Annotated in this window: 25 protein-coding genes and 1 other RNA gene; 21 read left to right on the top strand and 5 right to left on the bottom strand. The window is 54.9% G+C overall.

What is annotated here, in order from left to right; translation table 11 throughout:
• Window positions 1–63 precede the first annotated feature (63 nt).
• Both NLX71_RS18430 and NLX71_RS18425 read right to left on the bottom strand, forming a co-directional pair.
• Entirely contained in the window at window positions 64–876 is an 813-nt protein-coding gene (locus NLX71_RS18430) for a hypothetical protein (RefSeq protein WP_254365263.1), read from the bottom strand.
• A gap of 10 nt (window positions 877–886) precedes the next feature.
• Window positions 887–2,902, bottom strand: coding sequence for a M1 family metallopeptidase (locus NLX71_RS18425; RefSeq protein ID WP_375377940.1), 2,016 nt, complete (start codon window positions 2,900–2,902; stop codon window positions 887–889).
• Between the two features lie 423 nt (window positions 2,903–3,325).
• Between NLX71_RS18425 and NLX71_RS18420 the strand changes: the two genes are divergently transcribed.
• Complete coding sequence (locus NLX71_RS18420; protein ID WP_254365261.1) at window positions 3,326–3,853, top strand: YwhD family protein; 528 nt, start codon at window positions 3,326–3,328, stop codon at window positions 3,851–3,853.
• A 176-nt stretch (window positions 3,854–4,029) separates the two neighbouring features.
• Here NLX71_RS18420 and NLX71_RS18415 read toward each other — a convergent pair whose 3' ends face one another.
• Window positions 4,030–6,096, bottom strand: coding sequence for a transglycosylase domain-containing protein (locus tag NLX71_RS18415; protein ID WP_254365260.1), 2,067 nt, complete (start codon window positions 6,094–6,096; stop codon window positions 4,030–4,032).
• Between the two features lie 282 nt (window positions 6,097–6,378).
• On the opposite strand from NLX71_RS18415, the gene speE reads away from it, so the two are divergent.
• The 3 genes from speE (at window position 6,379) to NLX71_RS18400 (ending at window position 8,884) form a co-directional block, all read left to right on the top strand.
• Window positions 6,379–7,206 (top strand): polyamine aminopropyltransferase, encoded by an 828-nt coding sequence (speE, locus tag NLX71_RS18410; protein WP_010500307.1) that lies wholly within the window; start codon window positions 6,379–6,381, stop codon window positions 7,204–7,206.
• 20 nt (window positions 7,207–7,226) lie between these two features.
• The gene (gene speB, locus NLX71_RS18405; protein WP_254365259.1) at window positions 7,227–8,096 is read left to right on the top strand and encodes an agmatinase; all 870 of its coding nucleotides are present in this window, start codon (window positions 7,227–7,229) and stop codon (window positions 8,094–8,096) included.
• A gap of 155 nt (window positions 8,097–8,251) precedes the next feature.
• Window positions 8,252–8,884: a DUF2238 domain-containing protein gene (locus NLX71_RS18400; RefSeq protein WP_254365258.1), complete on the top strand. Its 633-nt coding sequence runs from the start codon at window positions 8,252–8,254 to the stop codon at window positions 8,882–8,884.
• On the opposite strand, the gene NLX71_RS18395 is transcribed toward NLX71_RS18400, so the two are convergent.
• Entirely contained in the window at window positions 8,865–9,740 is an 876-nt protein-coding gene (locus tag NLX71_RS18395) for a metallophosphoesterase (RefSeq protein WP_254365257.1), read from the bottom strand. The two genes, NLX71_RS18400 and NLX71_RS18395, sit on opposite strands and share 20 nt — an antisense overlap.
• A gap of 267 nt (window positions 9,741–10,007) precedes the next feature.
• On the opposite strand from NLX71_RS18395, the gene NLX71_RS18390 reads away from it, so the two are divergent.
• The gene (locus NLX71_RS18390; protein WP_254365256.1) at window positions 10,008–10,454 is read left to right on the top strand and encodes a YwiB family protein; all 447 of its coding nucleotides are present in this window, start codon (window positions 10,008–10,010) and stop codon (window positions 10,452–10,454) included.
• A 4-nt stretch (window positions 10,455–10,458) separates the two neighbouring features.
• On the opposite strand, the gene NLX71_RS18385 is transcribed toward NLX71_RS18390, so the two are convergent.
• On the bottom strand, window positions 10,459–11,625 hold the full coding sequence (locus NLX71_RS18385; RefSeq protein ID WP_254365255.1) for a S8 family peptidase: 1,167 nt from the start codon (window positions 11,623–11,625) through the stop codon (window positions 10,459–10,461).
• 411 nt (window positions 11,626–12,036) lie between these two features.
• On the opposite strand from NLX71_RS18385, the gene rpoE reads away from it, so the two are divergent.
• The 16 genes from rpoE to NLX71_RS18305 all read left to right on the top strand — a co-directional run bounded on the left by rpoE (window position 12,037) and on the right by NLX71_RS18305 (window position 26,160).
• Entirely contained in the window at window positions 12,037–12,636 is a 600-nt protein-coding gene (gene rpoE, locus NLX71_RS18380) for a DNA-directed RNA polymerase subunit delta (protein WP_254365254.1), read from the top strand.
• Window positions 12,637–12,902: 266 nt separating this feature from the next.
• Window positions 12,903–14,504 (top strand): CTP synthase, encoded by a 1,602-nt coding sequence (locus NLX71_RS18375; protein WP_254365253.1) that lies wholly within the window; start codon window positions 12,903–12,905, stop codon window positions 14,502–14,504.
• A 235-nt stretch (window positions 14,505–14,739) separates the two neighbouring features.
• Window positions 14,740–15,132: a response regulator gene (locus NLX71_RS18370; RefSeq protein WP_010500317.1), complete on the top strand. Its 393-nt coding sequence runs from the start codon at window positions 14,740–14,742 to the stop codon at window positions 15,130–15,132.
• 176 nt (window positions 15,133–15,308) lie between these two features.
• Window positions 15,309–16,163, top strand: coding sequence for a class II fructose-1,6-bisphosphate aldolase (gene fba / locus NLX71_RS18365; protein ID WP_254365252.1), 855 nt, complete (start codon window positions 15,309–15,311; stop codon window positions 16,161–16,163).
• 140 nt (window positions 16,164–16,303) lie between these two features.
• Complete coding sequence (locus NLX71_RS18360; RefSeq protein WP_254365251.1) at window positions 16,304–17,557, top strand: UDP-N-acetylglucosamine 1-carboxyvinyltransferase; 1,254 nt, start codon at window positions 16,304–16,306, stop codon at window positions 17,555–17,557.
• 88 nt (window positions 17,558–17,645) lie between these two features.
• The gene (gene rho / locus NLX71_RS18355; protein WP_254365250.1) at window positions 17,646–18,953 is read left to right on the top strand and encodes a transcription termination factor Rho; all 1,308 of its coding nucleotides are present in this window, start codon (window positions 17,646–17,648) and stop codon (window positions 18,951–18,953) included.
• Window positions 18,954–18,965: 12 nt separating this feature from the next.
• On the top strand, window positions 18,966–20,216 hold the full coding sequence (locus NLX71_RS18350; RefSeq protein WP_254365249.1) for a radical SAM family protein: 1,251 nt from the start codon (window positions 18,966–18,968) through the stop codon (window positions 20,214–20,216).
• Window positions 20,217–20,326: 110 nt separating this feature from the next.
• A complete protein-coding gene (gene rpmE / locus NLX71_RS18345; protein WP_254365248.1) occupies window positions 20,327–20,524 on the top strand; it encodes a 50S ribosomal protein L31 in 198 nt (65 codons plus the stop codon).
• Between the two features lie 88 nt (window positions 20,525–20,612).
• Window positions 20,613–20,999, top strand: coding sequence for a hypothetical protein (locus tag NLX71_RS18340; protein WP_254365247.1), 387 nt, complete (start codon window positions 20,613–20,615; stop codon window positions 20,997–20,999).
• Between the two features lie 47 nt (window positions 21,000–21,046).
• Window positions 21,047–21,310, top strand: an RNA gene (gene ffs, locus NLX71_RS18335) — signal recognition particle sRNA large type.
• Between the two features lie 197 nt (window positions 21,311–21,507).
• Window positions 21,508–22,569, top strand: a complete 1,062-nt coding sequence (locus NLX71_RS18330; protein WP_254365246.1) for an ATP-binding protein — start codon at window positions 21,508–21,510, stop codon at window positions 22,567–22,569.
• Between the two features lie 71 nt (window positions 22,570–22,640).
• Window positions 22,641–24,389: a DNA polymerase III subunit gamma/tau gene (gene dnaX / locus NLX71_RS18325; protein ID WP_254365245.1), complete on the top strand. Its 1,749-nt coding sequence runs from the start codon at window positions 22,641–22,643 to the stop codon at window positions 24,387–24,389.
• A 21-nt stretch (window positions 24,390–24,410) separates the two neighbouring features.
• Window positions 24,411–24,722: a YbaB/EbfC family nucleoid-associated protein gene (locus NLX71_RS18320; RefSeq protein WP_254365244.1), complete on the top strand. Its 312-nt coding sequence runs from the start codon at window positions 24,411–24,413 to the stop codon at window positions 24,720–24,722.
• A 68-nt stretch (window positions 24,723–24,790) separates the two neighbouring features.
• Window positions 24,791–25,387 carry a recombination mediator RecR gene (gene recR / locus NLX71_RS18315; RefSeq protein ID WP_254365243.1) on the top strand — a complete coding sequence of 199 codons (597 nt, stop codon included), beginning with the start codon at window positions 24,791–24,793 and terminating at the stop codon, window positions 25,385–25,387.
• Between the two features lie 216 nt (window positions 25,388–25,603).
• Window positions 25,604–25,891: a DUF2508 family protein gene (locus tag NLX71_RS18310; RefSeq protein WP_254365242.1), complete on the top strand. Its 288-nt coding sequence runs from the start codon at window positions 25,604–25,606 to the stop codon at window positions 25,889–25,891.
• Window positions 25,888–26,160, top strand: a complete 273-nt coding sequence (locus tag NLX71_RS18305; RefSeq protein ID WP_254365241.1) for a pro-sigmaK processing inhibitor BofA family protein — start codon at window positions 25,888–25,890, stop codon at window positions 26,158–26,160. The genes NLX71_RS18310 and NLX71_RS18305 overlap by 4 nt, the downstream gene beginning before the upstream one ends.
• Window positions 26,161–26,378 lie beyond the last annotated feature (218 nt).

Here is a 26,378-nt window from a genome sequence, read left to right as displayed (position 1 = left end):
GGCGCTTTCGGAAGATGACGTTCCTGTGTTTTGGCATTATTTTACGTTTAGCCGGGCTCCCGGCTAGGCCTTCTCCGCCCAAAGTGCATACTGCGTGCCGATCGCCCATACCTTGAAAAACATTTGCACCAGCCGGTACGCCTGCATGAGAACGAGCGCTGCGAAGCCCGCCCACCAGAAAGACGACACCATCACGGCGGCGGACAGCACAAGTGACAGAGAGGCGACCGCCAGCGCGGCCAGCGCGATGACCGGCAGATGCCGGAAAGCGAACAACAGCGTGTACAGTGCGGACCTTCCGTCCGCTTTGCCGATCTGCAGGAACAGGAACAACAGCTGCAGCAGGAACAGGTAGGCGGCGTACAAGGCCAAGGCGGGCAGCAGCGCTTGCCCTAGAGAAGCGTAGGATAGATGGATGGCGAATTGCTTCGCGGCGTGAGGTGCGAGCCAGTAAAGCGGGCCGAGCGACAGAGCGAGCTGGAGCGCATACAGCCCGAGGAACGGGAAGTACAGCTTGCGGATGCCGGCCACAAATCGGTAGCCTGCATTCAACTCCCTGTGCCGAAGGGAGTAGAAGACTCCTGCGTTCAGCGCGGGATGCAGCAGCATCCGGAGCCCAAGCAGGCCGAACCCCGTCCACAGGTACGGTACGATCAGGTCGGTTTTCATCAACTGAAACTGTCCCTCTACCCAGAACAGCCGCACCGATTCGCCGGGAAGCGCTCCGCCGGGATACCGGTGAAGGAGGGGAAGCACGACCGACTGAATGAGTTTATACAAGACGACGCCCCAGAGCAGATTGTACAAGAATAGCGCGAAGACGGCGAACGGCTGATGCCAGGCGATGGCCCAGCCCTTTTTGATCCGATTCCACATGTTCATCACCTCACCAGACGACCCAGCCGAATAAGGTCTCCAAAAATTTGACGATCCCCATGTTCCAGCGAACGGACAGCTTGGTGTCGACCACCGTTTTCATAAAGTTGTTGATCCGCTTGTTTTCCAGTACGATCGAATGCTGCGGGTCGAGCGATACCCAAGCGAGCGGAGAGGCGTGATTCAGCTTCATGATCACTTCGCTGTCGATACCGTCCCACGTCTTATCCAGCTCCGAGCCGTCGGCGAAGTGAAAGCGGATCGGCACATTGTGGTAGGTTCCGCCCAGCTTGCGCAACTGCACGCTGTTCTCATAGACGGGCGGTCCGTTTTCGGCTGCTTTCCGGACCTTAATTCCGGTGACGGCGTAGTCGACCATCATGCCGTTATAGATGTATTGATGGAAAAATTCCTGCCAGCTTGTTTTCGTTACGTCCTCGACCGTCTTTTGAAAATCGGCCGTCCCCGGATGCTTGAACTTCCAGCGCTGGAAATAGGTGCGCATAATTTTATCCATAGTCTCCAGCCCGGCCTGCCGTTCCATCGCCTTAAGCACAAGCTTGGCGCGGGTGTAGACGTTCTCGGCGTATTGATGGTGTCCGCCGTAGTGCCATGAATGCAGCTTGAGCGCCGCCGGATTCGTAATGTAGCTCGATTCGACGAGCAGGTTCGGGCGTACGCCGTATTCCGCCTCCATGATCCGGTCTTCGGCATACGAGGTGAAGCCTTCGTCGAGCCACGCTTCCTCGAATTCATTGCTGGCTACCATCCCGTACCAGAACTGATGGCCGATTTCGTGCACGACGACCCGTTCAAGCTCCAGCGTCGGGTTTTCTTCAGCAGCTCCCCAGGCGGTCACGAGCGTCGGATACTCCATGCCTCCGGCGCCGTTGCCGTCTGCGGGCGGCACGACGATCGACAAGGTCGAATACGGATAGCTGCCGTACCATTGGGAGTAGCGGGCGAGCGCTTTTTTGGCGGCGGTCATGTAGCGGGCCTTGAGACGCTCGTGCTTCGGATCGAGATACAGCTTGATGCGGACGCCGGGCAGATGGGGAGTCGCGTAGGGCTCTTCGAAAAAAACGAAATGCGGCGAGGCCGACCAAGCGAAATCATGCACGTCATCGGCATAGAAGGTGTAGGTTCTCGTTTTGCCGTCGTCGGCGACAGGTTTGGTGGGAAAGCCGGTGGCCGCTACGGTATAAGCGGAGGGAACCTTCAGCTTAACGTCGAAGATGCCGAAGTCCGCATAAAATTCCGAGTTGCCGTGATACTGGTGCAGGTTCCAGCCTTCGTCCGCCCGCCCGCGGACACCTTTGGGTTCGTAGACGGCCACTTTCGGAAACCATTGGCCGGCCATGACGAAATCTCCGGCATACCCCATCCGGGCGAACACCTGCGGCAGCTTGACCGAAAAATCGGTGCGCAGCGTCACCTTCTCGCCGGGTGCGACCGCTTTGGGCAGCGGCACCTTGATCAGCGTTCTGTCATCTTTGTTGCCGTCGTCCGGCTGGACGTATTCGATCCGGTCGCTGAGCTCGATTTCGTTGCCGTCCAGCGTCTTGATCGAGCTGACGGTCATGCCTCCGAAGCTGCCTTCCTTGCTCGCGTCCTGCCGCAGCTTTCCGCCGGACTCCTTCATGAAGGTCGATTTCTTCGATTCGAAGGCGTTCGGATACAAATGAAAATACAATTCCTGAACGGGGACGCTCCCAGGGTTTTTCCAAGTCAATGCCGAAGTGCCGCGGATCGATTTGCCCTGGGCGTCCAGCTCCGCACTTAGATGATATTCCACGATTCGCTCGCTAAGCGGCTTCGGAGCGGGCTTCTCCGCTGGGCGTGCAGGCAAGCTTGGCGGAGCGGGCGGAGGCGCGGCCGGCTCGTTCAGACGCGCGCTGGCCGGGAGCGCCCCGCCGGAGGGCAGGAAGATGCCCGTAGACGAGCCGTCCGCTTGTCCTTTGGCGGAAGGCCAGCGGGGCGCGGCGACGACGGCGCGCCCCGTCATCGAAGGGACGGGCTTGAGCATCGTCAGCGGGTTCGCCGGTTCGTCTGCAGGAAAGACGGAAGGCATGGCGGCATCTGCCGGCAGCATCCATCCCGCTGCCGGCTTGAGCGGCTGCGGGCCGGATTCCGGCAGGACGTTCGTCAGCAGCGTGGCCGTGAAGGTAAGAGCAAAGATCGAGCCCCATGTTGCGATTCGGTAGCCGAGTCGTAGTTTCATCCAATATTCACCCCGTTGACAAGCATCTACAGCATGTATATGTGGGGGGGACGAGGATTATTTCTACGGTACCGAAAAAGAATCGATAGCTCTTCGCATGAGCCGAACTTGCCGGGGGAGCCGCTTTTTAGTACAATTTTGATATCCGCAGTTCAGGCTGCCGCTTGGTTGCAGCGGCTCGGGATATTTTGGAATAGCTTATTATCACGTGAAACAGGTGGTGCACGGATGGATATAAATGAACAAAACACGCAGGCGGCGGACACGAAGAAGAAGCTGCCGACCTTGAACATCATCAGCAACAAGGAGACGAAACACCGCGGCTTCGGACAGGGCTCCATCGACCTGAGCCAGCTCTCCAGCGTCATTATCGACGGCGCGGAGGCGTATCTCGATCTGGGGGCGCTGCACGCGAAGAGCAAGGTGGAGAAAGGCATCAAGTTTACCGTAAACGCCGAGGAAGTGCCGAACGGCCGTCCGTGCTGGATCGTATGGGTGGCAGTCGATTTTAAGGAAGAGGGCAAGTACTATGCCGGCGTCACCTCCTGCGAGATGCGGGTCGATACCGAAGCGCGCAAGGGCTGGAAGCTGCTCGTCGAACATGTGAACCGGATGGATTATGCGCTTAAACGCCGCATCATGCTGGATAATCTCGGTCCGGAGCAAAAAGCGGCGCTGAAGCAATTGCTGGTCGATAACGATCCGGACATGTGGCAGCGTTCCGAAGCAGCGCTGCATGAAGCGCTAACCAATTAATTTTTTGTACATTATGTGACGGTTATTGAACCGTTTACAATAACGATGTATACTAATGGCTAGTATATGCATCATATACTAGGACAGCAAAAAGGCAGACCATAGGTCTGCCTTTTTGTGTTTCCGCTATCAGAAGGCTTTCCGCCCCATTTCCAGCCTCATTCGTCCCCCGGTTTTTAGTTGCTCCACCAGCGCTTCAGGTCTTCCCACCAGGAGCGCTTCTGCTTTCCTTTGCCGGCTTTGCCCGCGTCGCTCTTCCCGGGCTGCTGCGTGCAGTATTCCGTCGGCTCCGTTCCTTGAATGAACGTTTCCAGCCGCGAGCCCGGACAGTCGTCGTTCGCCAGCTTGCCTGTCGCCGGGTCGACGTAGACGCTCACGACGCCCTCCGGTACCGGGAACAGCTTCGGCGGCACCGATTCCAGCGTCCGCTCCGTAAACTCTGCGAAGAGCGGGGCGGCCAGGTGTGACTCGACGTTGTTGATGTTGCGCCCTTTGTCGTAGCCCACCCAGACGGCGGTCGACAGCTCGGGCGTATAGCCGACGAGCCAGGCGTCCGTGTCCGTCGTGCCGGTTTTACCCGCTACGGGGCGCTTGAGCACGCTGGACACGCGGCTGCCTGTGCCGCCTTGATCGAAGACGCTCTCCATCAACTGCGTCAGCACATAGGTATATGGGGGCTCAATGACCGTTTCCTGTTTCGGATTCGCCTCGTACAGCACCCGCCCGCGGCGGTCCTCGATGCGCACGATAGCCGTCGGCTCGACGCGCACGCCTTGGTTGGCGAGGATACCGAAGGCCGAAGCCATCTCGTAAGGGCTGACGGGGAACGTGCCCAGCGCGAGCGAAGGCATCGGCTTCATCGGACTCGTGATCCCCATCCGGCGGGCCATGTCAATGACGCGGTCCGGCCCCGCTTCCAGCACCGAATGCACGGCGTAGATGTTGTCCGATTTGGCGATAGCCGTCCTCATATCGATCCAATCGTAATAGGCGCTGCCGAAGTTGTTCGGCGTATACGTTTGCCGTCCCTGATCGTAGGTGAATGTCGTCGGCTCGCTTTTGAAGCGAGTGCCCGGAGTGAATCCTTTTTCCTTCAGCGCCGTCAAATACACGATCGGCTTGAATGACGACCCCGGCTGCCGTGTGCTGGACAGTGCCCGATTGTATTGGTTTTGGGCGTAATTGCGTCCACCGACCATCGCTTTGACGTACCCGGTCCGCGGATCGATGGCGACTAGCGCCGCCTGCAGCTCCGGATATTTTTCCAGCTGCTTCGCTACGACCTCCTCGGCAACGGCCTGCGCCTTTAAGTCCAGCGTCGTATAAATCCGCAGGCCGCTTTCGACGAATTCCTTGTCTTCGAGGCCAAGCAGATCGGCTGCCGCACCCCGCACATAGTCGCGGAAGTAGGGAGCCGTCACCGCTTTTTTATGCTCCTCCAGCGGCAGAATGTGCAGCTTCTCTTTCGCCGCTTGGTCCGCCTCGCTTTGCGGGATGTAACCGGCTTCCACCATCGTCTGCAGCACCGTTTTTTGCCGGTCGAGCGCACTGTCCATATCGTAATAAGGCGAATAATAACGCGGTCCTTTCGGGATGCCGGCGAGCAGTGAGCTTTCGGCCAGCGTCAGGTCCTTGGCCTCTTTCCCGAAGAAGAGCTTCGCCGCCGCCCCGATGCCGTACGTCGCATGCCCGTAATAAATTTGATTCAAATATTGCTCCAAAATTTGGTCCTTGCTCATTTGCAGTTCCATCTGCACGGCGTAATACGTTTCCTTGATTTTGCGGCTCCACGTCCGCTCGTGCGACAAGTACAGATTGCGCGCGAGCTGCTGCGTGATCGTGCCGGCCCCCTGCACCTTGGACATATGCTGCAGGTTGACCCAGGCCGCCCGAACGATCCCCTTCGGATCGAACCCGTAGTGCTGGTAGAACGTGCGGTCCTCCACGGCCAGCGTCGCTTCGAGCAGCTTCGGGGAAATGTCCCGCAGTGATACGCTCTGCCGGTTTTTCACCGCGCCGTACGCTTCGATCAATTCGCCGTGCACGTCGTACATCTCCGACGCCGTCTCCGTCTTGGATACGGGAAGCGCCTGCGAGCGCATGAACAGCAGCAGCACGATCATGATTCCGGCGCCAAGCAGCAGGCACGTAAACGAAAACGACAGCCACGCTTTAAGTCGCCGGGCGAAGCGGAACGCTCCACTGTCTTCCGGCGCAGGCTGTTTTTTGGGCACGTCCGACACGTTCCGTCAGCTCCTTCCGTCTTTCCGCCGATGCGTTTCGTCTCTATTCCCAGTATGGAAAAACATAGCATCGCCTATTCACGCGGGATAAGCGGAAACGTTAAATTTTTTCGTAAAACGGGCGGAACGCCCCTCTTTGTATTTGCAATTTTGGGGAGATACTCTATAATACAATTTGACATGCCAGAGACAAGCTGAAACCTTGGAAAAAGCAGATGTCCGCCCGTCTTCCGGCCCTTGTACGGCCGGCCCTAACGAACCGAACGAAAGGTGGAATTACATATGGAATTATGGTACACGGAGAAACAAACCGATAACTTCGGCATTACGGCGAAAATCAGCAAAACGCACGTCACCGAAAAAACCGACTTCCAGGATCTCGCGATGATCGAAACGGAAGAATGGGGCACCATGCTCGTGCTCGACGGTATGGTCATGACGACCGTGAAGGACGAGTTCGTCTACCATGAGATGGTTGCGCATCCGGCGCTCTATACGCATCCGAATCCGAAGCACGTGCTCGTGGTCGGCGGCGGCGACGGCGGCGTGATCCGCGAAGTCATGAAGCACCCGGAAGTGGAAAAAGCGGTGCTGGTCGACATCGACGGCAAAGTCATCGAGTACTCCAAGCAGTACCTGCCGACCATCGCAGGCGAACTGGACAACCCGCGCGTGGAAGTGATCGTGAACGACGGCTACATGCACATTCACGATCATAAGAACACGTACGACGTGATTATGGTCGATTCCACCGAGCCGGTCGGTCCGGCGGTGAACCTGTTCACCCAGGGCTTTTATAAAGGCATCTACGACGCACTGAAGGAGGACGGCATTTTCGTGGCCCAAACGGATAATCCGTGGTTCAAAGCGGATCTGATCCAAAACGTCAACCGCGACGTGAAGCAAATTTTCCCGATCGTCCGCGTCTACTGCGCGAACATCCCGACGTATCCGAGCGGCCTCTGGACCTTCACCATGGGCAGCAAAAAGCACGATCCGCTCGCCGTCGACGAAACGAAAATTCCGGAGATCGACACGAAGTACTATTCGCCGCGTCTGCATAAGGCGGCTTTCGTATTACCGAAATTCGTGGAAGATTTGACGAAGTAAGCGGAGGAGACCAACGACACATGAAACTCGATCAAAAATATTCCGGCAACGTGTTCATTCTGAGCTCAGACGACTATGCGGCGTCCCGCGCCGTCATCTACGGTATGCCGATGGATTATACCGTCAGCTTCCGTCCCGGCTCCCGGTTCGGCCCTTCGCGCATCCGCGAGGTGTCGATCGGTCTGGAGGAATACAGCCCGTATTTGGATAAAAGCCTGGAAGACATCACTTATTTCGACGCAGGCGACTTGCTGCTGCCGTTCGGCAACCCGGGCCGCAGCCTCGATATTATCGGCGAATACGTGCGCGGACTTCTGGCCGACGGCAAATTCCCGCTCGGCCTTGGCGGCGAGCATCTCGTTTCGTGGCCGGTCATCCAAGAAGTATACGCGAAATATCCAGATCTTGCACTTATTCACATCGATGCGCATGCCGATCTGCGCGAGCAGTACGAGGGCGAGCCGTTGTCCCACTCGACGCCGGTCCGCAAAGCAGCGCTGCTCATGGGCGGCAAGAACGTATACCAATTCGGCATCCGTTCCGGCTCCCGCGAGGAATTCCAATTCGGACGCGAGAATATCAACTTCCATCCGTTCGAGGTGTTGGAGCCGCTCAAGAAGGTGCTGCCGGAGCTGGCTGGACGTCCGGTTTATTTGACAATCGACATCGACGTGCTCGATCCGATGTGCGCCCCAGGCACCGGTACCGCCGAGGCGGGCGGCATCACGTCCAAGGAGCTGCTCGCGGCGATTCATGCGATGGCCGCCTCTGAATTGAACTTCGTCGGCGCCGATCTCGTCGAAGTGGCCCCGGCCTACGACCCGACGGAGCAGACCCAGATCGTCGCCAGCAAGCTGATTCGCGAAATGCTGCTCGGCTTGGTGAAGTAATCGAACAACGCGGAAGTGCCGCCGCCATGTTGCCCCCTTACGGGAAGCATGGCGGCTTTTTGCGTTGGTTTCCCGCCCGGTACTAGGCGAAGTTAGTACTTATCCCTCCCGTTGGCGCGGCCTACAATAGAGCCAACAAGAGAGGGGGCTTACGTTTGAATGCGGCAAAATCATTAGCGGCAACAACAAAACCTGCGTTTCCGGTAATCGTCCTGCTGGCGTATGGGGTATTCTGGGCATGGATGGCGATAGCGCCGGCAAACCGGTTCGACTGGCTGCTGGAAAATTTGCTGGTCTTTCTGTGCGTGGGGGTGCTGATCGGAACCTACCGATGGTTTCCGCTCAGTCACGGTTCTTATGTGGGGATTGCTTTGTTTTTGGCGCTTCATACGTACGGGTCGCACGGCTCCTACGGCGCGACGCCGATCGATCCGCTGCTGCAGCTGCTGTTCGGCGGGGGGCGTCTGCCTTATGACCGGCTGGTGCATCTGGCTTATGGAGTGCTGCTGGCCGGGCCGATCCGGGAGGCGCTTATGAGGCTCGCGGGCTTGAGAGGATTTGCAGCGGATGCGCTTGCCGTCGCCGTCGTGCTGGCCACCGGCGCATTTTACGAATTGATCGAGATGTGGGTCGCCGGATTGGTGGCCCCGGAGATGGGCGCGCTGTTTCTCGGATCGCAAGGCGATCCGTGGGACGCGCAGCACGATATGGAGCTCGAACTGTTCGGGGCTATGGCGGTATTGGGGCTGGGGGCTTTGCTGCGCCGCTTTACCCTTTTCGCAAAGTAAACACCGTGAGCTCCGGACGGCATAGAAAGCGGACGGGATGCGTGGAAACGCCGATGCCCCGGTTGACGAACAACTGCAGTTTGCCAGCGCCAAGAACGTAATGCCCGAGGACATATTTCCTTCCGAATTTCGGCGTCATCACATGCCCGTAGAACGGCAGTCGCACTTGACCTCCGTGGCTATGTCCTGACAGCTGAAAGTCCACCGAATAGCGTACGGCAATATCAGCAAAATCGGGGCAATGCGACAGCAAAATGACGAAGTCCTCCGGTTTAACGCGGGCCAGCGCTTTGTCGATGTCTGGATTTCCTTTCCATTGGTCGTCTACGCCTGCCATGACCATGCTGCTTCCCTGATGTTGAATCCGGACCATCTTATTGGTCAGGAGCTCGAAAGCAGCGCTTTTTAATAGAGATCGGACTTGCCGGGGTTCTTTAAAATCGTGGTTACCCAGCACTGCATATTTACCCAGCGGAGGCTTAAGCTCCGAGAGTACGCGGGCGTAGGCGTCACCGTCGGGTCCGACGGTATGGTCCACCAGATCTCCGGTAAAGCATACGATATCCGGTTGAATCCGGTTGATCAGTCCGATCAGTTCCGACAAGTCCTTCGTATCAAAATGAAAGCCGAGGTGCACGTCGCTGAACTGGACTACTTTTATTCCGTCCATCTGTTGGGGCAGTCTTGCGAAAGAAAGTGTATATTCTGTAACTTCCAGCCATTTCGGCTCGGCGTAACGGGCATATCCGTAGGTGGCCCCGGGCAGGGCAATGAGTCCGGCGGCGGTTAACGTCAATGTTTTCAGAAACGATCTTCTTGACAACTTTGTATTGAGGTTGCTTTCGTTGAAATCCATGGGAATAAGCAATCTCCTCGGGATGGATTGATCGGCGGTCCTTTGCAACTGCCGAAACTTACTATTACAGACGTAGGAAGGCTTCATTTGGTTTCCATAAACGGAGGCCGATCATGCTGACTATACCATCTTAGCAAGAATAAGGAATCTTGCAAACCGCCGCCTCTTGCCCGGTCCGGGCTTGTCCGGGAACGGAAGAAGTCCTGTCCGCGGACTTCTTTTTTTTGTACAATAGGAAGATCACAGCAGGACGGGAGAGAAAGCGAAATGACGGAAAAACAGCAGCCCGGCGCCGGCAAGCGGGCCGTACGCATTACGCTGGAAAGCGACAGCGGCGGGGAACGGATCGTGAGACAGATGATAGGCGAATGGTTCCCAAAAGGACGGCACGCGTACCTCCGGTATGCGGAGCCTCCGGAAGCGGAGATGGGCCGTACGGTAACGACCGTCCGGGTGGAACAGGGGGAAGTGCGGATTATCCGGCACGGGGACGTATCTTTCGAGCAGACGTTCGCTCCGGACCGGCGGCATTACGGCTATCTTCGGACCTCTCAAGGGCGGATTGAGTTGGAGACGGTCACCCAAACGCTGGATGTTGCCGCAGAAGGACCGGACACTCTGCTTGACGTCCGCTGGAGCTATGAGCTGTCGGTGATGGGGCAAGCGCCCGAACGCTGCAGCATATGTCTGACCGCCGTCCCCGTACCGGAGTGAACGTTTATTTGGATACGGCGGATACGCTTCGAAAGGCGTGAATTTCCTTGGCGCCGATTATCGTTTTGCGCGATTTTATGATATAGCGGGCATGCTTGCGTAGCAAATTTTTAATTCGCAGCGGCTTGAGACCGGGCCTTCTCGCAAGCATCAGCGCGATAACCCCCGTGACATGGGAGGTTGCCATGGATGTTCCGCTGAGCTCGTGATACTTGCCCCGCAGCCAGGTGGAGTATACTTTTTCCCCGGGCGCATAAATGTTAATCTGTTTGCCGATATTGCTGAAGGGGGCAATCCGGCCTTTGCGGGTCGTCGCTCCGACGGCGATCACTTGCCGCAGCCGGGCGGGGTAGTCGACCTCGGCCTGATTGCCTTCGTTGCCCGAGGAGGCTACGACGATGATGCCGCTCCGGTAGGCGCTGAGCACCGCCGCTTCCAGCGCTTTGCTGTACGTTTTCATACCGAAGCTCATATTGATGATATCGACGCCGCTGGAGACGCACCAGTCAATGCCTCCGATAATATCGGAGACGAACGCCCCGCCGTGCTGATCGAAAGCCTTTACCGGATGAAGAATGGCCTGCGGCGCCACGCCGATAATGCCCCGGTGCCGGGTGTACGCCGCGATCGTACCCGCGATATGCGTGCCGTGGCCGTTGTCGTCAACCGGCGGCAGCTGACGGTTCAAAATATTGACGCCTCGCGACAAACAATGGCGAAGATCGGGATGCGTATAATCCGCGCCCGTATCGATGACGCCGATGCGGATTCGTTCCCCGCGCGATTTGTTCCACGCCTGCGGGGCCCGAATATGGCGGATTCCCCAAGGGATGACGGCCTTGGCGGGCGATTTTTTTTCTTCGCCGGAAGGCAGAGCGGACGAAGCATGGCCCAGGGCATGCAGCTTGATGCGCGTATCCGGTTCGATTGAGCGGATAAAAGGGGCCGAAACCGCTTCGCTGCCGGTCCGAAGCGTGCAGGAGATGGCGCGGATAAGACGGAGCGGCTGAATCAGATGCAGTAGGGGCAGCGATTTCCGTTGCTGGCCGATTTGCCGGGCGAAAGCGGCATAGTCCCGGACGTTCAGAAACCGGATAATATGCCGCTTTTCGGTACCCTCGGGGCCTTCCATGGCTTCGTGAAGCCATGACACGAACGTCGACGGATTCATGTCGTTCCCTCCCACAGGCTCGGAAATTCCTTTTTGTATCGTATGAGGGACCGAAAGCTTCCGTATGAGCGCATGGCCTTATTCAAAAAATAATTAGGTGCGTGACCGTGTCAAAGCGAAAGCGGGCACATACCATAACTAGGGGAGGGTCTGGCACTCCTCCGTCTTTCATTCAGCAGGGGCAAAAGACAGCGGGCGACGGGTTCCTTGTCTTTTGCGGGTACAGTCGGAACAAGGATCACGCCTGCAGCGGATGGCGCCGAGCGCGAAGGAGCTGCCGTTGCGGTCCTTGTTTCCATTTCGGGAAATGCCGCGCGGCCAGTTGCTTTTTTACATAAAATAAGGTTTACTTATTGATGATAGTGGATAGTTTAGTGGTAGTTAAAGACGTTGGAAGGGATGTGCCCCGAAATGAGTGCTCAAAACTTACTGCTTAAAATCGGCGCAGAGCAAGCCAAGGAAATGCCTATGGTCGATCTCGCCTTTGAGCTTCTGAAAGCGGCCAATACGCCGTATTACTATCGGGATTTGATGACGGAGATTGCCAAAATCAAAGGTCTGTCCGATGACGAAGTCATGCAGGTCATTGCGCAATTATATACGGAGATTAATATCGACGGCCGCTTTGCGTGCGTCGGCACCAATCTGTGGGGATTGAAACGCTGGTATCCTGTCGAGAAGTCCGAGGATACGGTGGGCAGCGGCAAGCGTCCGCGCATCATTAACGACGAGGATGACGATCTCGACGACGAGGAACTGTACACCGAGGAAGAAGACGTGTTCGTCGAAGAAGAATACGATTCGTTCGATACGCCTCGCGACGACGATTTTGACGCGGAAGAAGAAGCTGAGGAAGAAACCGAGTTTTTCGAAGACGAAGAACTCGAGGAAGAGAACCTGGGCGACGCGTTGGACGGGGAAGAGTCTGAAGAGGACCCGGAAGATTTGGGCGATGACGACGATCGTACAGACGACCAGGACGATAAGGGCGACAAGGGCGACAAGAAATAAAATAGGCTTGTCCTTGACAGCCGGGATCGTTCAGAGTAAACTATTTTCTGGGCTTTAGATGGAACATTACGAACCTTAATGACTTTTGATGAAAAAGTGCCCCCTATTTACGGGGGCTTTTTCTTTTTTTTGTTGGAAAAATTTGATAAGTTTTCGTAACTTATCGCTTCGTATCAACCTTGATAAACGTGCTTATCCTTTTAAGATAAGGACGTCGGAGCCTTTTATCTTGGATCGGGATGCAAAACTTTTGGGAGGTATTACAGATGACAAAGTACATTTTCGTGACCGGAGGCGTCGTTTCCTCCTTAGGCAAAGGCATCACGGCCGCATCGCTTGGAAGACTGCTCAAAAACCGCGGACTGAAGGTCACGATCCAGAAGTTCGATCCTTACATTAACGTGGACCCGGGAACGATGAGTCCTTACCAGCATGGGGAAGTGTTTGTCACCGACGACGGCGCGGAAACAGATCTTGACCTCGGACATTACGAACGTTTTATCGACATCAACCTGTCGAAAAACAGCAATGTCACTACGGGGAAAGTGTATTCCTCCGTCATTGCCAAAGAGCGCCGCGGCGAATATTTGGGCGGGACCGTTCAGGTCATCCCGCACATTACGAACGAAATCAAGGAGCGGGTATTCCGCGCCGGACGCGAAGCGCATTCGGACGTCGTCATTACCGAGATCGGCGGTACGGTAGGCGATATCGAGAGCTTGCCTTTCCTTGAAGCGATTCGTCAGATCAAGAGCGACATCGGCCGTGAAAACGTCATGTATATTCACGTCACACTCATTCCTTATTTGAAAGCGGCTGGCGAAGTGAAAACGAAGCCGACCCAACACAGCGTCAAAGAGCTGCGGAGCATCGGTATCCAGCCGCATGTGATCGTCTGCCGGACGGAGCATCCGCTGACTGAGGATATGAAGCGCAAGCTGGGGCAGTTCTGCGATGTCGATCCGGGCGCCGTGATCGAGTGCATCGACGCCGAGACTCTATACGAAGTGCCGTTGATGCTGCGTGAGCAAGGGCTTGACGACATTGTCGTCAACCACCTGAAGCTGTCCACGAATGAACCGGATATGACGGAGTGGGAAAACCTTGTAGGCCGGGTGAAGTCGCTTAAGACGATGACCGAAATTGCGATTGTCGGCAAATACGTCGCTTTGCACGACGCTTATCTCAGCATTGTCGAAGCGCTGGGCCACGCCGGAATCGACTGCAATACCGAAGTTAAGATCCGCTGGGTCAATGCGGAGGAAGTATCCGACCATAACGCGGACGAGCTGCTTTCCGGCGTTCAAGGCATTTTGGTGCCTGGCGGCTTCGGCGACCGCGGCATCGAAGGCAAGGTGACGGCGATCCGTTACGCGCGCGAGAACAAAATCCCGTTCTTCGGCATTTGTCTCGGCATGCAGGTGGCCGTTGTCGAATACGCCCGCTCGGTGGTAGGACTCGAAGGCGCGAACAGCTCGGAAATTCATCCGACGACGCCTTATCCGGTCATCGACCTGCTTCCAGAGCAGAAGGATATCGAGGACCTTGGCGGAACGATGCGCCTTGGCCTGTATCCTTGCAAGCTCAAGGAAGGGTCGCTCGCGATGCGCTGCTACGACGACGAGCTCGTTTATGAGCGCCATCGCCACCGGTACGAGTTCAACAACGAGTACCGCGACCGCATCGAAGCGGCCGGCTTGCAGATTTCCGGCACAAGCCCGGACGGCCGTTTGGTCGAGATTATCGAATGCCCGGACCATCCGTGGTTCCTGGCCGTGCAATTCCATCCGGAATTCACTTCGAGACCGAACCGTCCGCAGCCGTTGTTCAAGCATTTCGTACAGGCGGCACACCATCATTCCAAATAAATCGCTGTGCGCAGCGACCCAGGCAGGAGACGTATCCGGCATGAACCGGACGCGCCTCCTGCTTTTTTGTACCCCAAGAAGCGAACGGTTTGTGCAAGTCTGCTTAATTTGTAAAAGTTTTCAACTTTTTTTGGCGATACGGCAGGAATCTCGGGGACGATAGCGAATACTGTTATTGCGGACATAACAGAACGGGATTTTCAACCTCAGGGAAACGGAATAGGAGGATACCACGATGAAAAAGAAGCTGCTCATAGTTGACGATCAAAACGGCATCCGCATCCTGTTGATGGAAGTTTTCAGCAGCGAAGGCTACGAAACTTATCAGGCTTCCAACGGAAAACTCGCACTCGAGATTGTAAGAAACGTATCGCCCGATCTGGTCTTACTCGATATGAAGATACCGGGCATGGACGGTCTCGATATTCTCAAGCACATTAAAAGCATCGATGCGTCGATCAAAGTCATCATGATGACGGCATACGGCGAGCTGGACATGATCAAGGAAGCGACCGATCTGGGCGCGATCATGCACTTCACGAAGCCGTTCGACATTGACGAACTGCGCCAAGCCGTCAACCAGCAGTTGCGAACTCCTAACAATAACTCTTACGCCGTAGGATCCTGATGAGGGTCCTCTTTTTTTTGATCGTTCCCGGAGCTTATTGTCTTCGGCAGAGTGTGCGATAGATTATTAACGTTTGTCGCGATCTATGATATAATGGGCCAGTATGACAAAAGAGTACAGTACAAGGTACAAGCACTCTGGCACGGTCATTAACGACACAGGAGGAGAGAACCACCATGCCACTCGTTTCAATGAACGAATTTTTACCTAAAGCAAAAGCAAACAAGTTCGCCGTAGGTCAGTTCAATATGAATAACTTGGAATTTGCCCAAGCCATTACAGAAGCGGCGGAAGAATTGAAATCCCCGTTTATTTTTGGCGTATCCGAAGGCGCGCTGAAGTATATGGGCATCGAATTTACGGTAGCCATCGCGGAAGCAGCCGCGAAGAAATCCGGTCTTCCGATCGCCTTGCATCTCGACCACGGCAGCAGCTTCGAAGTTGCGATGAAATGTATCCGCGCGGGCTTCAGCTCCGTCATGTTCGACGGCTCCCATTATTCTTTTGAAGAAAATATCCGTCTGACGAAAGAGGTCGTAAAGACTGCGCATGCGATGGGCGTATCCGTCGAAGGCGAGCTCGGAACGATCGGCGGCGTAGAAGACGACATTAGCGTAGATGAGTCCGATGCCAACCTGGCGAAGCCGGAAGAAGCGATCCGTTTCTACGAAGAGACAGGCGTCGACTGCCTGGCCATTGCTGTAGGTACGGCACACGGCATGTATGCCGGCGAACCGAACATCCATTTCGATATTATCGAGAAGGTGTCCAAAGCGATTCCGGTACCGGTCGTATTGCACGGCGGCTCCGGCGTACCGGACGAAATGATCCGCAAGTCCATTGAAGCCGGCGTAGGCAAAATCAACGTGAACACCGAGAATCAAGTGGCTTGTACGCAAATGATCCGCGAAGTTCTTAATAAAGACGCGAAAGTGTACGATCCTCGCAAATACCTCATTCCTGCCCGCAAAGCCATGGTTGAAGTGGTGAAATCCAAAATCCAGCTGTTCGGGAGCGCCAACCAAGCTTAATCGACCACAGCGGGAAATACATCGGATTTCGGTGTATTTCCCTCTCTTCTTTTGTAAACGTAGGCACGGAACCCAACTTAGATGAGTTTGCACCTGACTGGTAATGCGTTAAAGCAGTGAAGTGGGAGGAAGAACAACGAATGGAGAAATTGATGATCGCCGGTGGGCGCCCGCTGCGGGGAACGGTTCAAATCAGCGGGGCCAAGAATAGCGCGATTGCGCTTATTCCGGCCGCCATTTTATCGGAAACGGCCGTTACGCTCGATAACTTGCCTGCGCTTAGCGACGTGGCGATTTATACCGAGCTGCTTCAGGAACTCGGCGCATCCGTAGAATGGAGCAAGGATCAGATGATGATCGATCCGAGCCGGCTGTTATCCCGGCCGATGCCTAACGGGAACGTGAAGAAGCTTAGAGCTTCCTATTATTTGATGGGGGCCCTGCTTGGGCGTTTCGGCGAGGCGACGATAGGATTGCCTGGCGGCTGCAATTTCGAACCGCGGCCGATCGATCAGCATATCAAAGGTTTTGAGGCACTGGGGGCACGAATAACGAACGAAAACGGCGCCTTGCACATCCAAGCGAAAGAATTGCGCGGAGCCAAAATTTATCTGGACGTCGTCAGCGTAGGGGCGACGATTAACATCATGCTTGCGGCCTCGCGGGCCAAAGGCGTCACGACCATTGAAAATGCGGCAAAAGAGCCTGAAATTATAGATGTAGCTACACTTTTGAATTCCATGGGCGCCAAAATCAAAGGCGCAGGAACCGAAACGATCCGGATCGAAGGCGTCGATGCGCTGCACGGCTGCCGTCATTCGATCATTCCGGACCGCATTCAAGCAGGTACTTACATGATTGCCGCAGCGGCGACGCGTGGCGATGTCATTGTCGATAATGTCATCCCAAAGCATATGGAAGCCTTGACTGCCAAATTACAGGAAATGGGCGTACATATTTACGAAATGGACGAATCGATCCGTGTAGTCGGACAGCCAGAATACGAAAGCGTGGACGTGAAAGCGCTCGTATATCCTGGATTTGCGACCGACCTGCAGTCCCCGATGAGCAGTCTGCTTACGCAGACCCGCGGAGTCAGCATTTTGAGCGACTATGTGTACAGCAACCGGTTCAAGCATGTCCCGGAGCTGATGCGTATGGGGGCCAAGATCAAAGTCGAAAGCCGTTCCGCCGTCATCGAAGGCAGTCCGCTTAGTGCGGCTAAAGTCAAGGCGACCGATCTTCGTGCGGGCGCATCGCTGGTTATCGCCGGACTAACGGTCGAGGGCGGCGTTACGGAAATTACCGGCGTTGAATATATCGACAGAGGCTACGATCATCTGGTAACCAATTTGTCGAATTTAGGAGCGGAAGTTTGGCGGCAGAACGACTAGGAACGGTATAGATTGCTCCAAAATTGGGTAAGGCTAGAGTATATTTTGCGCTGACTTGAAAATTTAATAGTTTGGTGGTTGAAAAATTATGGATATGCATCTTGCTCAGCTTGAAGCGCTTAAGCTCACGGAGCTTTACAAGCTGGCTAAAAAACATCAAATCCCGTACTACGGCCAAATGAAGAAAAAAGAACTCATTTTTGCCATTCTACGCGCACAGGCCGAACAAAGCGGCTTGATGTTCATGGAGGGCGTGCTCGACGTTCTGCAAGAAGGTTTCGGCTTTTTGCGGCCGATCAACTATTTGCCGAGCTCGGAGGATATCTACATCTCTGCTTCGCAGATTCGCAGATTCGACCTGCGTTCCGGCGACGTCGTATCCGGCAAATGCCGGCCTCCCAAGGAGAACGAACGTTACTTCGGGCTGCTGCACGTGGAAGCCGTCAACGGCGAAGACCCGGAAACGGCCTCGGAACGGCTGCATTTCGCAGCGCTTACTCCTCTTTATCCGCAAAGGAAACTGGTTCTGGAAACCTCTCCTACGAAACTATCCACCCGTTTGATGGATCTTCTGGCTCCTGTAGGCTTTGGCCAACGCGGCTTGATCGTAGCCCCGCCGAAAGCGGGAAAAACGCTGCTGCTCAAGGAAATCGCCAACAGCATCTCGACCAATCACCCGGAAGTCAAGCTGTTCGTTCTTTTGATCGACGAGCGTCCGGAGGAGGTTACCGACATGCAGCGCTCCGTCAACGGGGAAGTGATCGCTTCTACCTTCGACGAGGTGCCGGAAAATCATATCAAGGTCGCGGAGCTTGTGCTGGAACGCGCACAGCGGCTTGTGGAGCATAAGAAGGATGTCGTTATTTTGCTGGATAGCATTACGCGTCTGGCGCGGGCTTACAACCTCGTCGTACCGCCGACGGGCCGGACGTTGTCGGGGGGGATCGATCCCGGGGCCTTCCATCGGCCAAAACGTTTCTTCGGCGCCGCGCGCAATATCGAAGAAGGCGGCAGCCTGACGATTCTCGCGACAGCCTTGATCGAAACCGGCTCGCGGATGGACGACGTCATCTATGAAGAATTTAAAGGAACCGGGAACCTGGAGCTGCATCTGGACCGCAAGCTGGCGGAACGCCGCATTTTCCCGGCTATCGATATTCGCCGCTCGGGCACGCGCCGCGAAGAGATGCTCCTGACGAAAGAAGAGCTCGACAAGGTATGGGCGATCCGAAAAGGAATGAACGATTCGCACGATTATATCGATGCGTTCCTCAAAAAATTCGCCGAGACGAAAACGAACCAAGAGTTTCTGGACACCCTCGATCCGAACGGCGGCAGCCCGCAATCGGGCGGAAGCGGCGGCACATCCCGTCGGGTCAAGCACTCCGTCTCGTAGAAGGAGGACCTTATGAATCTGGTTTATGCGGACCGTAACGGCAACCTGTTCGACCATCCGGAATACACCGGCCTTGGCCGCAGCGGCGAGCTGGTAACGGAAATGATGGAAGACGAGCTGATTCCGCTGCCCGAAGGAGCCACGCTCGTCAGCTTGCCGGATACGCGCCCGATCGGCGTTCATAAGCGGTCGGGCGAAATGCAGGTGGTGCCGGGGGACTTCACGGCGGTCGGAGCCTTGCTTCCGCAGAGCTTTACCCGTCTGCTGTTGCCGGGGTACGTGAAGGCCGATAAATCCAAAGTGCTGCCTCTGTTCGGCTATACGGCGGTCGTCTGGAAAGACGGCGGCTTCTACGTCGCAGCCGAGGCCTGCGACGATCCGGAGCGTTGGAACCCGCGCAACTGCGATCCCGACGAATTGGAGCTCGGAGTAAAGCGAATTCTTGGAGAGTACAAGGACAACCGGTTGTTTCAGCATTTGTCCAATTGTGCCCTTGGATACGAGTGCCTGACGGCTTCCAATACGTTTTTGAACCGCTGGGAAGGGGCTGTTCCGGTCTCGTTCTCCTGTAATGCAGGCTGCTTCGGCTGCATCTCCGAGCAGCCGGAGGACAGCGGGTTTCCGGCGCCGCAGACCCGGATGAACTTCAAGCCCTCGACGGAAGAAGTCGTGCAGGTCATGCTGGAGCACTTGAAGACGCCTGAGAGCATCATCAGCTTTGGGCAAGGCTGCGAAGGCGAGCCGTCCACCCAAGCCAAGACGATCATCGAAGCGATCCGCGAAGTGCGGCGCCGCACGGATCTGGGCTACATTAACATCAACACGAACGCCGGCTTGACCGATCATATTCGCGGCATCGTGGACGCCGGGCTCGATCTGATGCGCGTCAGTACGATCAGCGCGCTGGATGACCACTACAATGCCTATTACAAGCCGCGCGGGTATACGCTGCGCAATGTCGAGAAATCGCTTCGCTACGCTGCCGACAAAGGGGTTGTGACGTCGATCAACTACCTTATTTTCCCCGGGGTCACTGACCGGGAGGAAGAGATCGAAGCGATGATCGAATTCGCCCGCCGGACCGATCTGAAGCTGATCCAGCTGCGCAACCTGAACATCGACCCGGAGAGCTATTTGAGCCTCATTCCGGCGGCCCGGGGGGAACGGTACGGCATGAAGCAAATGCTGGATATTTTCCGGGAGGAGCTGCCGGATGTTGTGCTCGGGTCGTATACGCACATTCCGGACGAGTTGGCGGAGTGACGCAAGAAACAGTTGCAGCGCGGCTAGCAGACGTGCTATAATCGCTCATGTGTGTTTAAATGATAACTCTGATTCACATGGTGTTTCAGGGCAAAAGAGGTGAAAGGGCAATGAAAACAGCGATTCATCCGACTTATCATCAAACGACGATTACTTGCGCATGCGGTAACACGTTTGAAACGGGGTCCATTAAGCAAAATCTTCGTGTAGAGATTTGCTCCGCTTGCCACCCGTTCTTTACCGGGAAGCAAAAATTTGTGGATGCCGGCGGTCGCGTCGATAAATTCAAAAAGAAATACGGCATGTAATTTGTTGCCAGCAGCATAACGGCATAAGCGCGCCTCCTGTGGCTATCCTAAGATCATTCGATCTTAGAGCTGCAGGAGGTGTTTTCATTTGTTAAGATCGCTTGCCGTTCTGTTGAGCGCAGCTTTGGCGTTGTCCGGGCTTGCGGCGTGCCAGCAGAAGTACAGCAAAAATTCCGCGACGCATACCCGGGACGGAGCACTCGGGATTACCGAGACCAACCCGAATATGCCGCTTAGCGCCAGCTACCGCACGTATCCCGACGATCTGCGCGTCATGCAGAATGCGATTAGCCAGCAGTTTCCGAACGTCAGCATCGCGAGCATCAGCTTGAACGGGCCGACCGCTTACGTTCGTTTGAATGCTCCAGCCCATACCCCGCCGGATGAAATCGAACGGATCCGGCACGGAGCTACCGAAGCCTTAGCCGCCGCCGCGCCGAGATACAATGCTAATGTTACCGTTACTGCTAAATAACCCCTTGAGGTTGCTATTTGGACACGAATCGACTATACTTATGTATGCCGTGCTAGACGGGGAGGTAGCGGTGCCCTGTAACCCGCAATCCGCTGTAGCGGGGTCGAACGCCTATTCGCGGTATTGCGATGTAAGGTTTGGGTTTTAAAGTTGGTGTTGAGAGTCGGGTCCTCCGCAATGGATGCTTGTGAATTTGGTCAGGTCCGGAAGGAAGCAGCCATAAGCAGGAAGTTTCATGTGCCGGAGGGTGGCCTAACTTGAGCTGACGATAAAAATTCCGCTTGGATCGTAATATCAAGGTAGGTGCGCGGTTTCCTTCATAAATAAAAACATAACACCAAGATCAAGAGCTGTAAAAGCTTGTCGAACTTGGTGTTTTTTTTGTATTTGCAAGAAGGAAAATGAAAATATTAGGAGAATTGTATACTAAAGTTAACCATGCTAAGTAAACCATAATCATACACCCATTGCGCTCGGGTATCCGCTGATAAATGGGGGGAGGAAGACAATGCGGCTCGAACTGACCTTGCTTCAACGCTTTGCCGGCATATTCCTTAGGGACGTCAATCTGGGAGTGATGCTGATCAATACCGAATTTGAATTGATCGATATCAGCGACATGGCTTGCCGTGTATTGGGGTTAGAAAGAGAAGAGGTACTCCATCAAGCGCTGGATTCCATCTTTGCCGGTTTGCCTGCCGAGCACTGGCTGATGCAGCGGAGTATATTGAATGGGATGGTCGTACGCAATCGTGCCTTATCTTGGACCAACAACCAGGAGCGATACGAGCTGTTGGTCGATTCCAGTGTACTTCGGGATGAAGACGAACGGATCGTCGGAGCATATATTATTTTCAAGGATGTCACCAACCTGCGTTCCCTGGAGGAACAGGTACAGCGCAGCGACCGTCTGGCGATGATCGGCCAGATCGCCGCAGGCACGGCCCACGAAATCCGCAACCCGCTCACGTCGATCAAGGGCTTTTTGCAAGTACTGCGCAAAACGTTTCAGGAGCAGGGCATGGAACGCGAGGACGGGTATACCATGGTCATGCTCAAAGAAATCAATCGGATTAACGAACTGGTCAACGAATTTTTGCTGCTCGGCAAACCGAAGCATGTTACATACGGTGAAGTGGACATCTCCGAAGTGCTGCGGGACATTTTACCTATTATCAATAACGAAGCGATCCTGCATCGGGTCGTCGTTCAATATGAGTCGCTCTATGGACTGCCGCATGTGATCGCGGACCGTGAGATGCTGAAGCAGGTGTTTCTCAATATCGGCAAAAATGGAATCGAAGCGATGGGTGAAGGGGGTATTTTAACGATAAGCGAGAAGATCAATGTAGAGGAACGCTCAGTCAATATCGAGATTCATGATACAGGTCCGGGTATCCCCGCCTATGTGATCGATAAAATTTTCGATCCGTTCTTTACGACCAAAGCGGAAGGAACGGGACTGGGCCTGTCGGTTTGCCATCGGATCATTCACGATATCGGAGGGCACATCCGGGTATCGTCCAAAGGGTACGGCACGACGTTTATCGTCAGCATTCCGTTTCCTTAAAAGCAGCGTGGCTTCAATCCTCCTTCCAAGTGTAGTATAATAGACGACAAACAATCATTGGAGAGGGCAAGATGGCACATATCGCCTTATATCGAACATGGCGGCCGCAGTCGTTCCACGATATGGTCGGCCAAAAGCATATTGTCCAAACCTTACAAAACGCGCTTCGCGAAGGGCGGTTCAGCCACGCCTATTTATTCAGCGGTCCCCGTGGAACCGGGAAAACGACCACGGCCAAAATATTGGCCAAAGCCGTCAACTGCTTGAACGGTCCGGGCGTAGAGCCTTGCAACGAATGCGATGCGTGTGTACGTATTACCGAAGGCACGGTCATGGATGTCGTCGAGATCGATGCCGCCTCCAACCGCGGCGTGGATGAAATCCGCGACATCCGGGATAAAGTGAAATATGCGCCGACCGAAGTGCGCCAGAAGGTGTATATCATCGACGAGGTGCATATGCTGACGACGGAGGCGTTCAACGCGCTGCTCAAGACGTTGGAGGAGCCGCCGGCCCATGTCATGTTTATTTTGGCTACGACAGAGCCTCACCGGCTGCCTGCCACGATTATTTCGCGCTGTCAGCGGTTCGATTTTCGCCGTGTGTCGCTTGAGGAGCAGGTGGAGCGGCTGCGTCAAGTGTGCGCCGACGAACGGATCGAGAGCGACGATGACGCGCTGGCATTCATCGCGCGGCTATCCGATGGCGGAATGCGTGATGCGCTGAGCTTACTCGATCAGATCATTGCATTTTCAGGCGCCCGGGTGACGTATGACGACGTATTGTCGATCACAGGCGGGATGGCTTCGGATCAATTCGAGCGCTTGGTGATGGCGATACAAGATCGGGACGTAGGCGCCGCTTTGCGGTTAATCAATACGTTCATGCAGGAAGGCAAAAGCGCCGACAAGTGCATGGAGAACCTGATTTATTATTTCCGCGACCTGTTGATGGTCAAAATGGTTCCCGGCTCGCAGGCGCTCACCGAGCGCATTCTCGACGTGAAACGGTTTGCCGAGGTGGCGCAGCGGTTTTCAGCCGATGCGTTGATTGCCATGATCGATACGTTGAACTATTATCAGACGGAGATGAAATATTCCGTTCAGCCGCAGACGCTGCTGGAGGTCGCGCTCATGAAGCTTTGCAGCCAGGCGGGCGCTTCGTCCGCTCCGACAGGCGGATCGAGCGCAGACGGGGCGCCGGCCTCGGAACGACAGGACGGGGTAGTCGGACAGCTGATGAACCGCATTCAGCGGTTGGAAGAACAGCTTGCGCAACTGCTGAAGCAGGGAGTCGCCCCCGCAGCCTCAGGTCCCGTATCCGGTGTGAGCTCGCGTCCGGCGTCTGCGCCTGCCGTCACCAAAAAGATCGAGAAGCTGGACGCTTACCTGCAGGGCAGGGATGATCCGGCTTTCCGCAACGTCGTTCAGCAGTGGAGCCAGGTGCTTGGGCGGGTGAAAGAGCTCAAAATCACCGTTCATGCGTGGCTTGTGGACGGGGAGCCTGTCTCCGTTCATGACAGCAACGTACTTGTAAGTTTCAAGAGCGCGATGCACCGGGAGACGACCGAAAAACCGGCCAACAAGCAGCTGATCGAACAGGTGTTGGCCGAAGTTTACGGTCAGCCGTATCGTCTCGTGACCATGATGCTGAGGGACTGGAAGGCTGCCGCCGATCAGGCGAAGCCGAGCGACGGGCCGAAGGAGGAGCTCCTGCTCGTTCCGGAGGACGAAGGGGCTTCCGGCGGCGTGAAGGAAGAATGGATCAACGAGGCCATTCAATTGTTTGGGGAAGATTTGGTTAAAATTAAAGAAGATTAAGCGACGAGGAGCGTGTCTTTCATGAACAACATGAATCAGATGATGAAGCAAGTGAAAAAAATGCAGGAGCAAATGCTCAAAGCGCAGGAGGATCTCGCGAACCGAACCGTAGAAGGAACGGCCGGTGGCGGCGTCGTCAGCATAACGGTAAACGGTCAAAAGAAAGTTACCGCTGTTGTTATCAAACCGGAAGCGGTCGATCCGGACGATGTGGAAATGCTGCAGGATCTCGTCCTTAGCGCCATCAACGACGCAATGGCCAAAGCTGAAGAAATGGCTGGCAAAGAAATGTCCAAATTAACCGGCGGTATGAATATCCCGGGATTGTTCTAATCGAAGCCGGATCAAGCCCCAGAACCTACTCTGGGGTTTTCAACTTTAATGCGTGAGGAGCCAATCGCTTGTTTTATCCGGAACCGTTAGCCAAACTGATCGATTCCTTCTCCCGTCTGCCGGGAATCGGACCCAAAACGGCGGGGCGTCTTGCTTTTCATGTGCTGCGCATGAAGGAAGACGATGTCATCGACTTTGCCAAAGCTCTGGTCAATGTCAAACGCAATCTGCACTATTGTTCCGTATGTTGTAATATTACCGATACCGATCCCTGCCGTATCTGTCAGGATAAAAGCCGGGACGCTTCCGTCATTTGCGTCGTGCAGGAGCCCAAAGACCTGGTTGCCATGGAGCGGACCAAGGAATTTCACGGCTATTATCATGTTCTCCACGGGGCGATTTCTCCGATGGAAGGCATCGGTCCGGACGAAATCCGGATCGCCGATCTTCTGAAGCGGCTGAGCGACGAGCAGGTGCAGGAGCTGATTCTGGCAACGAACCCGAATATCGAAGGCGAAGCGACAGCGATGTATCTATCCAGGCTTGTTCGTCCGTTCGGCCTCAAGGTGACCCGGATTGCGCACGGATTGCCCGTCGGAGGAGATCTGGAGTATGCGGACGAGGTAACGTTGACCAAGGCGCTGGAAGGCAGAAGAGAGCTGTAATTAAACATTGATTTGATACCACAAGAAGCCGGCTTGCAGTCGTCCATTTGCGTTTACGCACACGGGATCGCTGTAAGCTCTCGAGGCATGATTCACGCGGTTCGCCGCGTGGATGCTTTTGAGAAGGCTTCTTTTTAGTTCTAACCCGGCTAAGCTCCCTATAGATATTTAAGTAGCAGGACAAACCTGGAGACTTGAATCGGGAGGTTAGCGGGAATGAAGCTTTGGAAATGGGAAATAGGAAACAAGAAAGACCGCTTGCAGCGCGAAGCCGTTGAGCAAGACCGTCTGCTGCTGGTGGAAGAAATCCGTAAAGCCCATACGGAATGGGAAGTAGCGCAGAGACGCTTTGATTATGTCATTGAAAAAGAACAGATCGATTATGCCATCTTTGCCCTCGAAGCGGCGGAGAAACGATTCGAAATGCTGCTGAAGCAAGCCAAAAACCAGAATATCTCGGCTAGAGAAGCATGTGCCGCCCGTTCGATGGAGGTGTCTTCGTGAAATCGTATTTGCTATGGAGCGTGCTCGTCGGGTCTGGTATATTGTTAGGATTGGTCATGCTGCGTAATCGGTATGCGTTTCAATGGCTAGGTATGATTTGCCTGCATATTGCATTTGCTTCGATTTTGTTGTATATTCTAAATCTGTTCAGTTCATACACGCATTTGGAGCTGCCACTGAACGCAGTGACGGTTGGGACCGTAAGCGTTCTGGGCTTGCCCGGACTTGCCGCATTGGCGGCGCTGAAATTGTGGGTTGTTGGGGTTTAAACCTCGGCTCCAAAAAATAGTCTAAAAAAAATGCTTGCAATCTACTGGGCGAATGTGATATATTATAAAAGTCGCCGCTAAACGAGACGACAATAACCGACAAAGCTGCATAGCCTAACGGTACGGCTTTTGTCGACGGTGATTGCCCTTTGAAAACTGAACATTGAGTGAGTGTCATAAAGAGAATGAAAATTCTCGTCAGTAGTAAATTTTGAGCT

It is taken from the genome of Paenibacillus sp. MZ04-78.2 (genome assembly GCF_024213375.1).
GTDB lineage: Bacteria > Bacillota > Bacilli > Paenibacillales > NBRC-103111 > Paenibacillus_G.
This window is presented reverse-complemented; position numbering and strand designations above follow the sequence as displayed.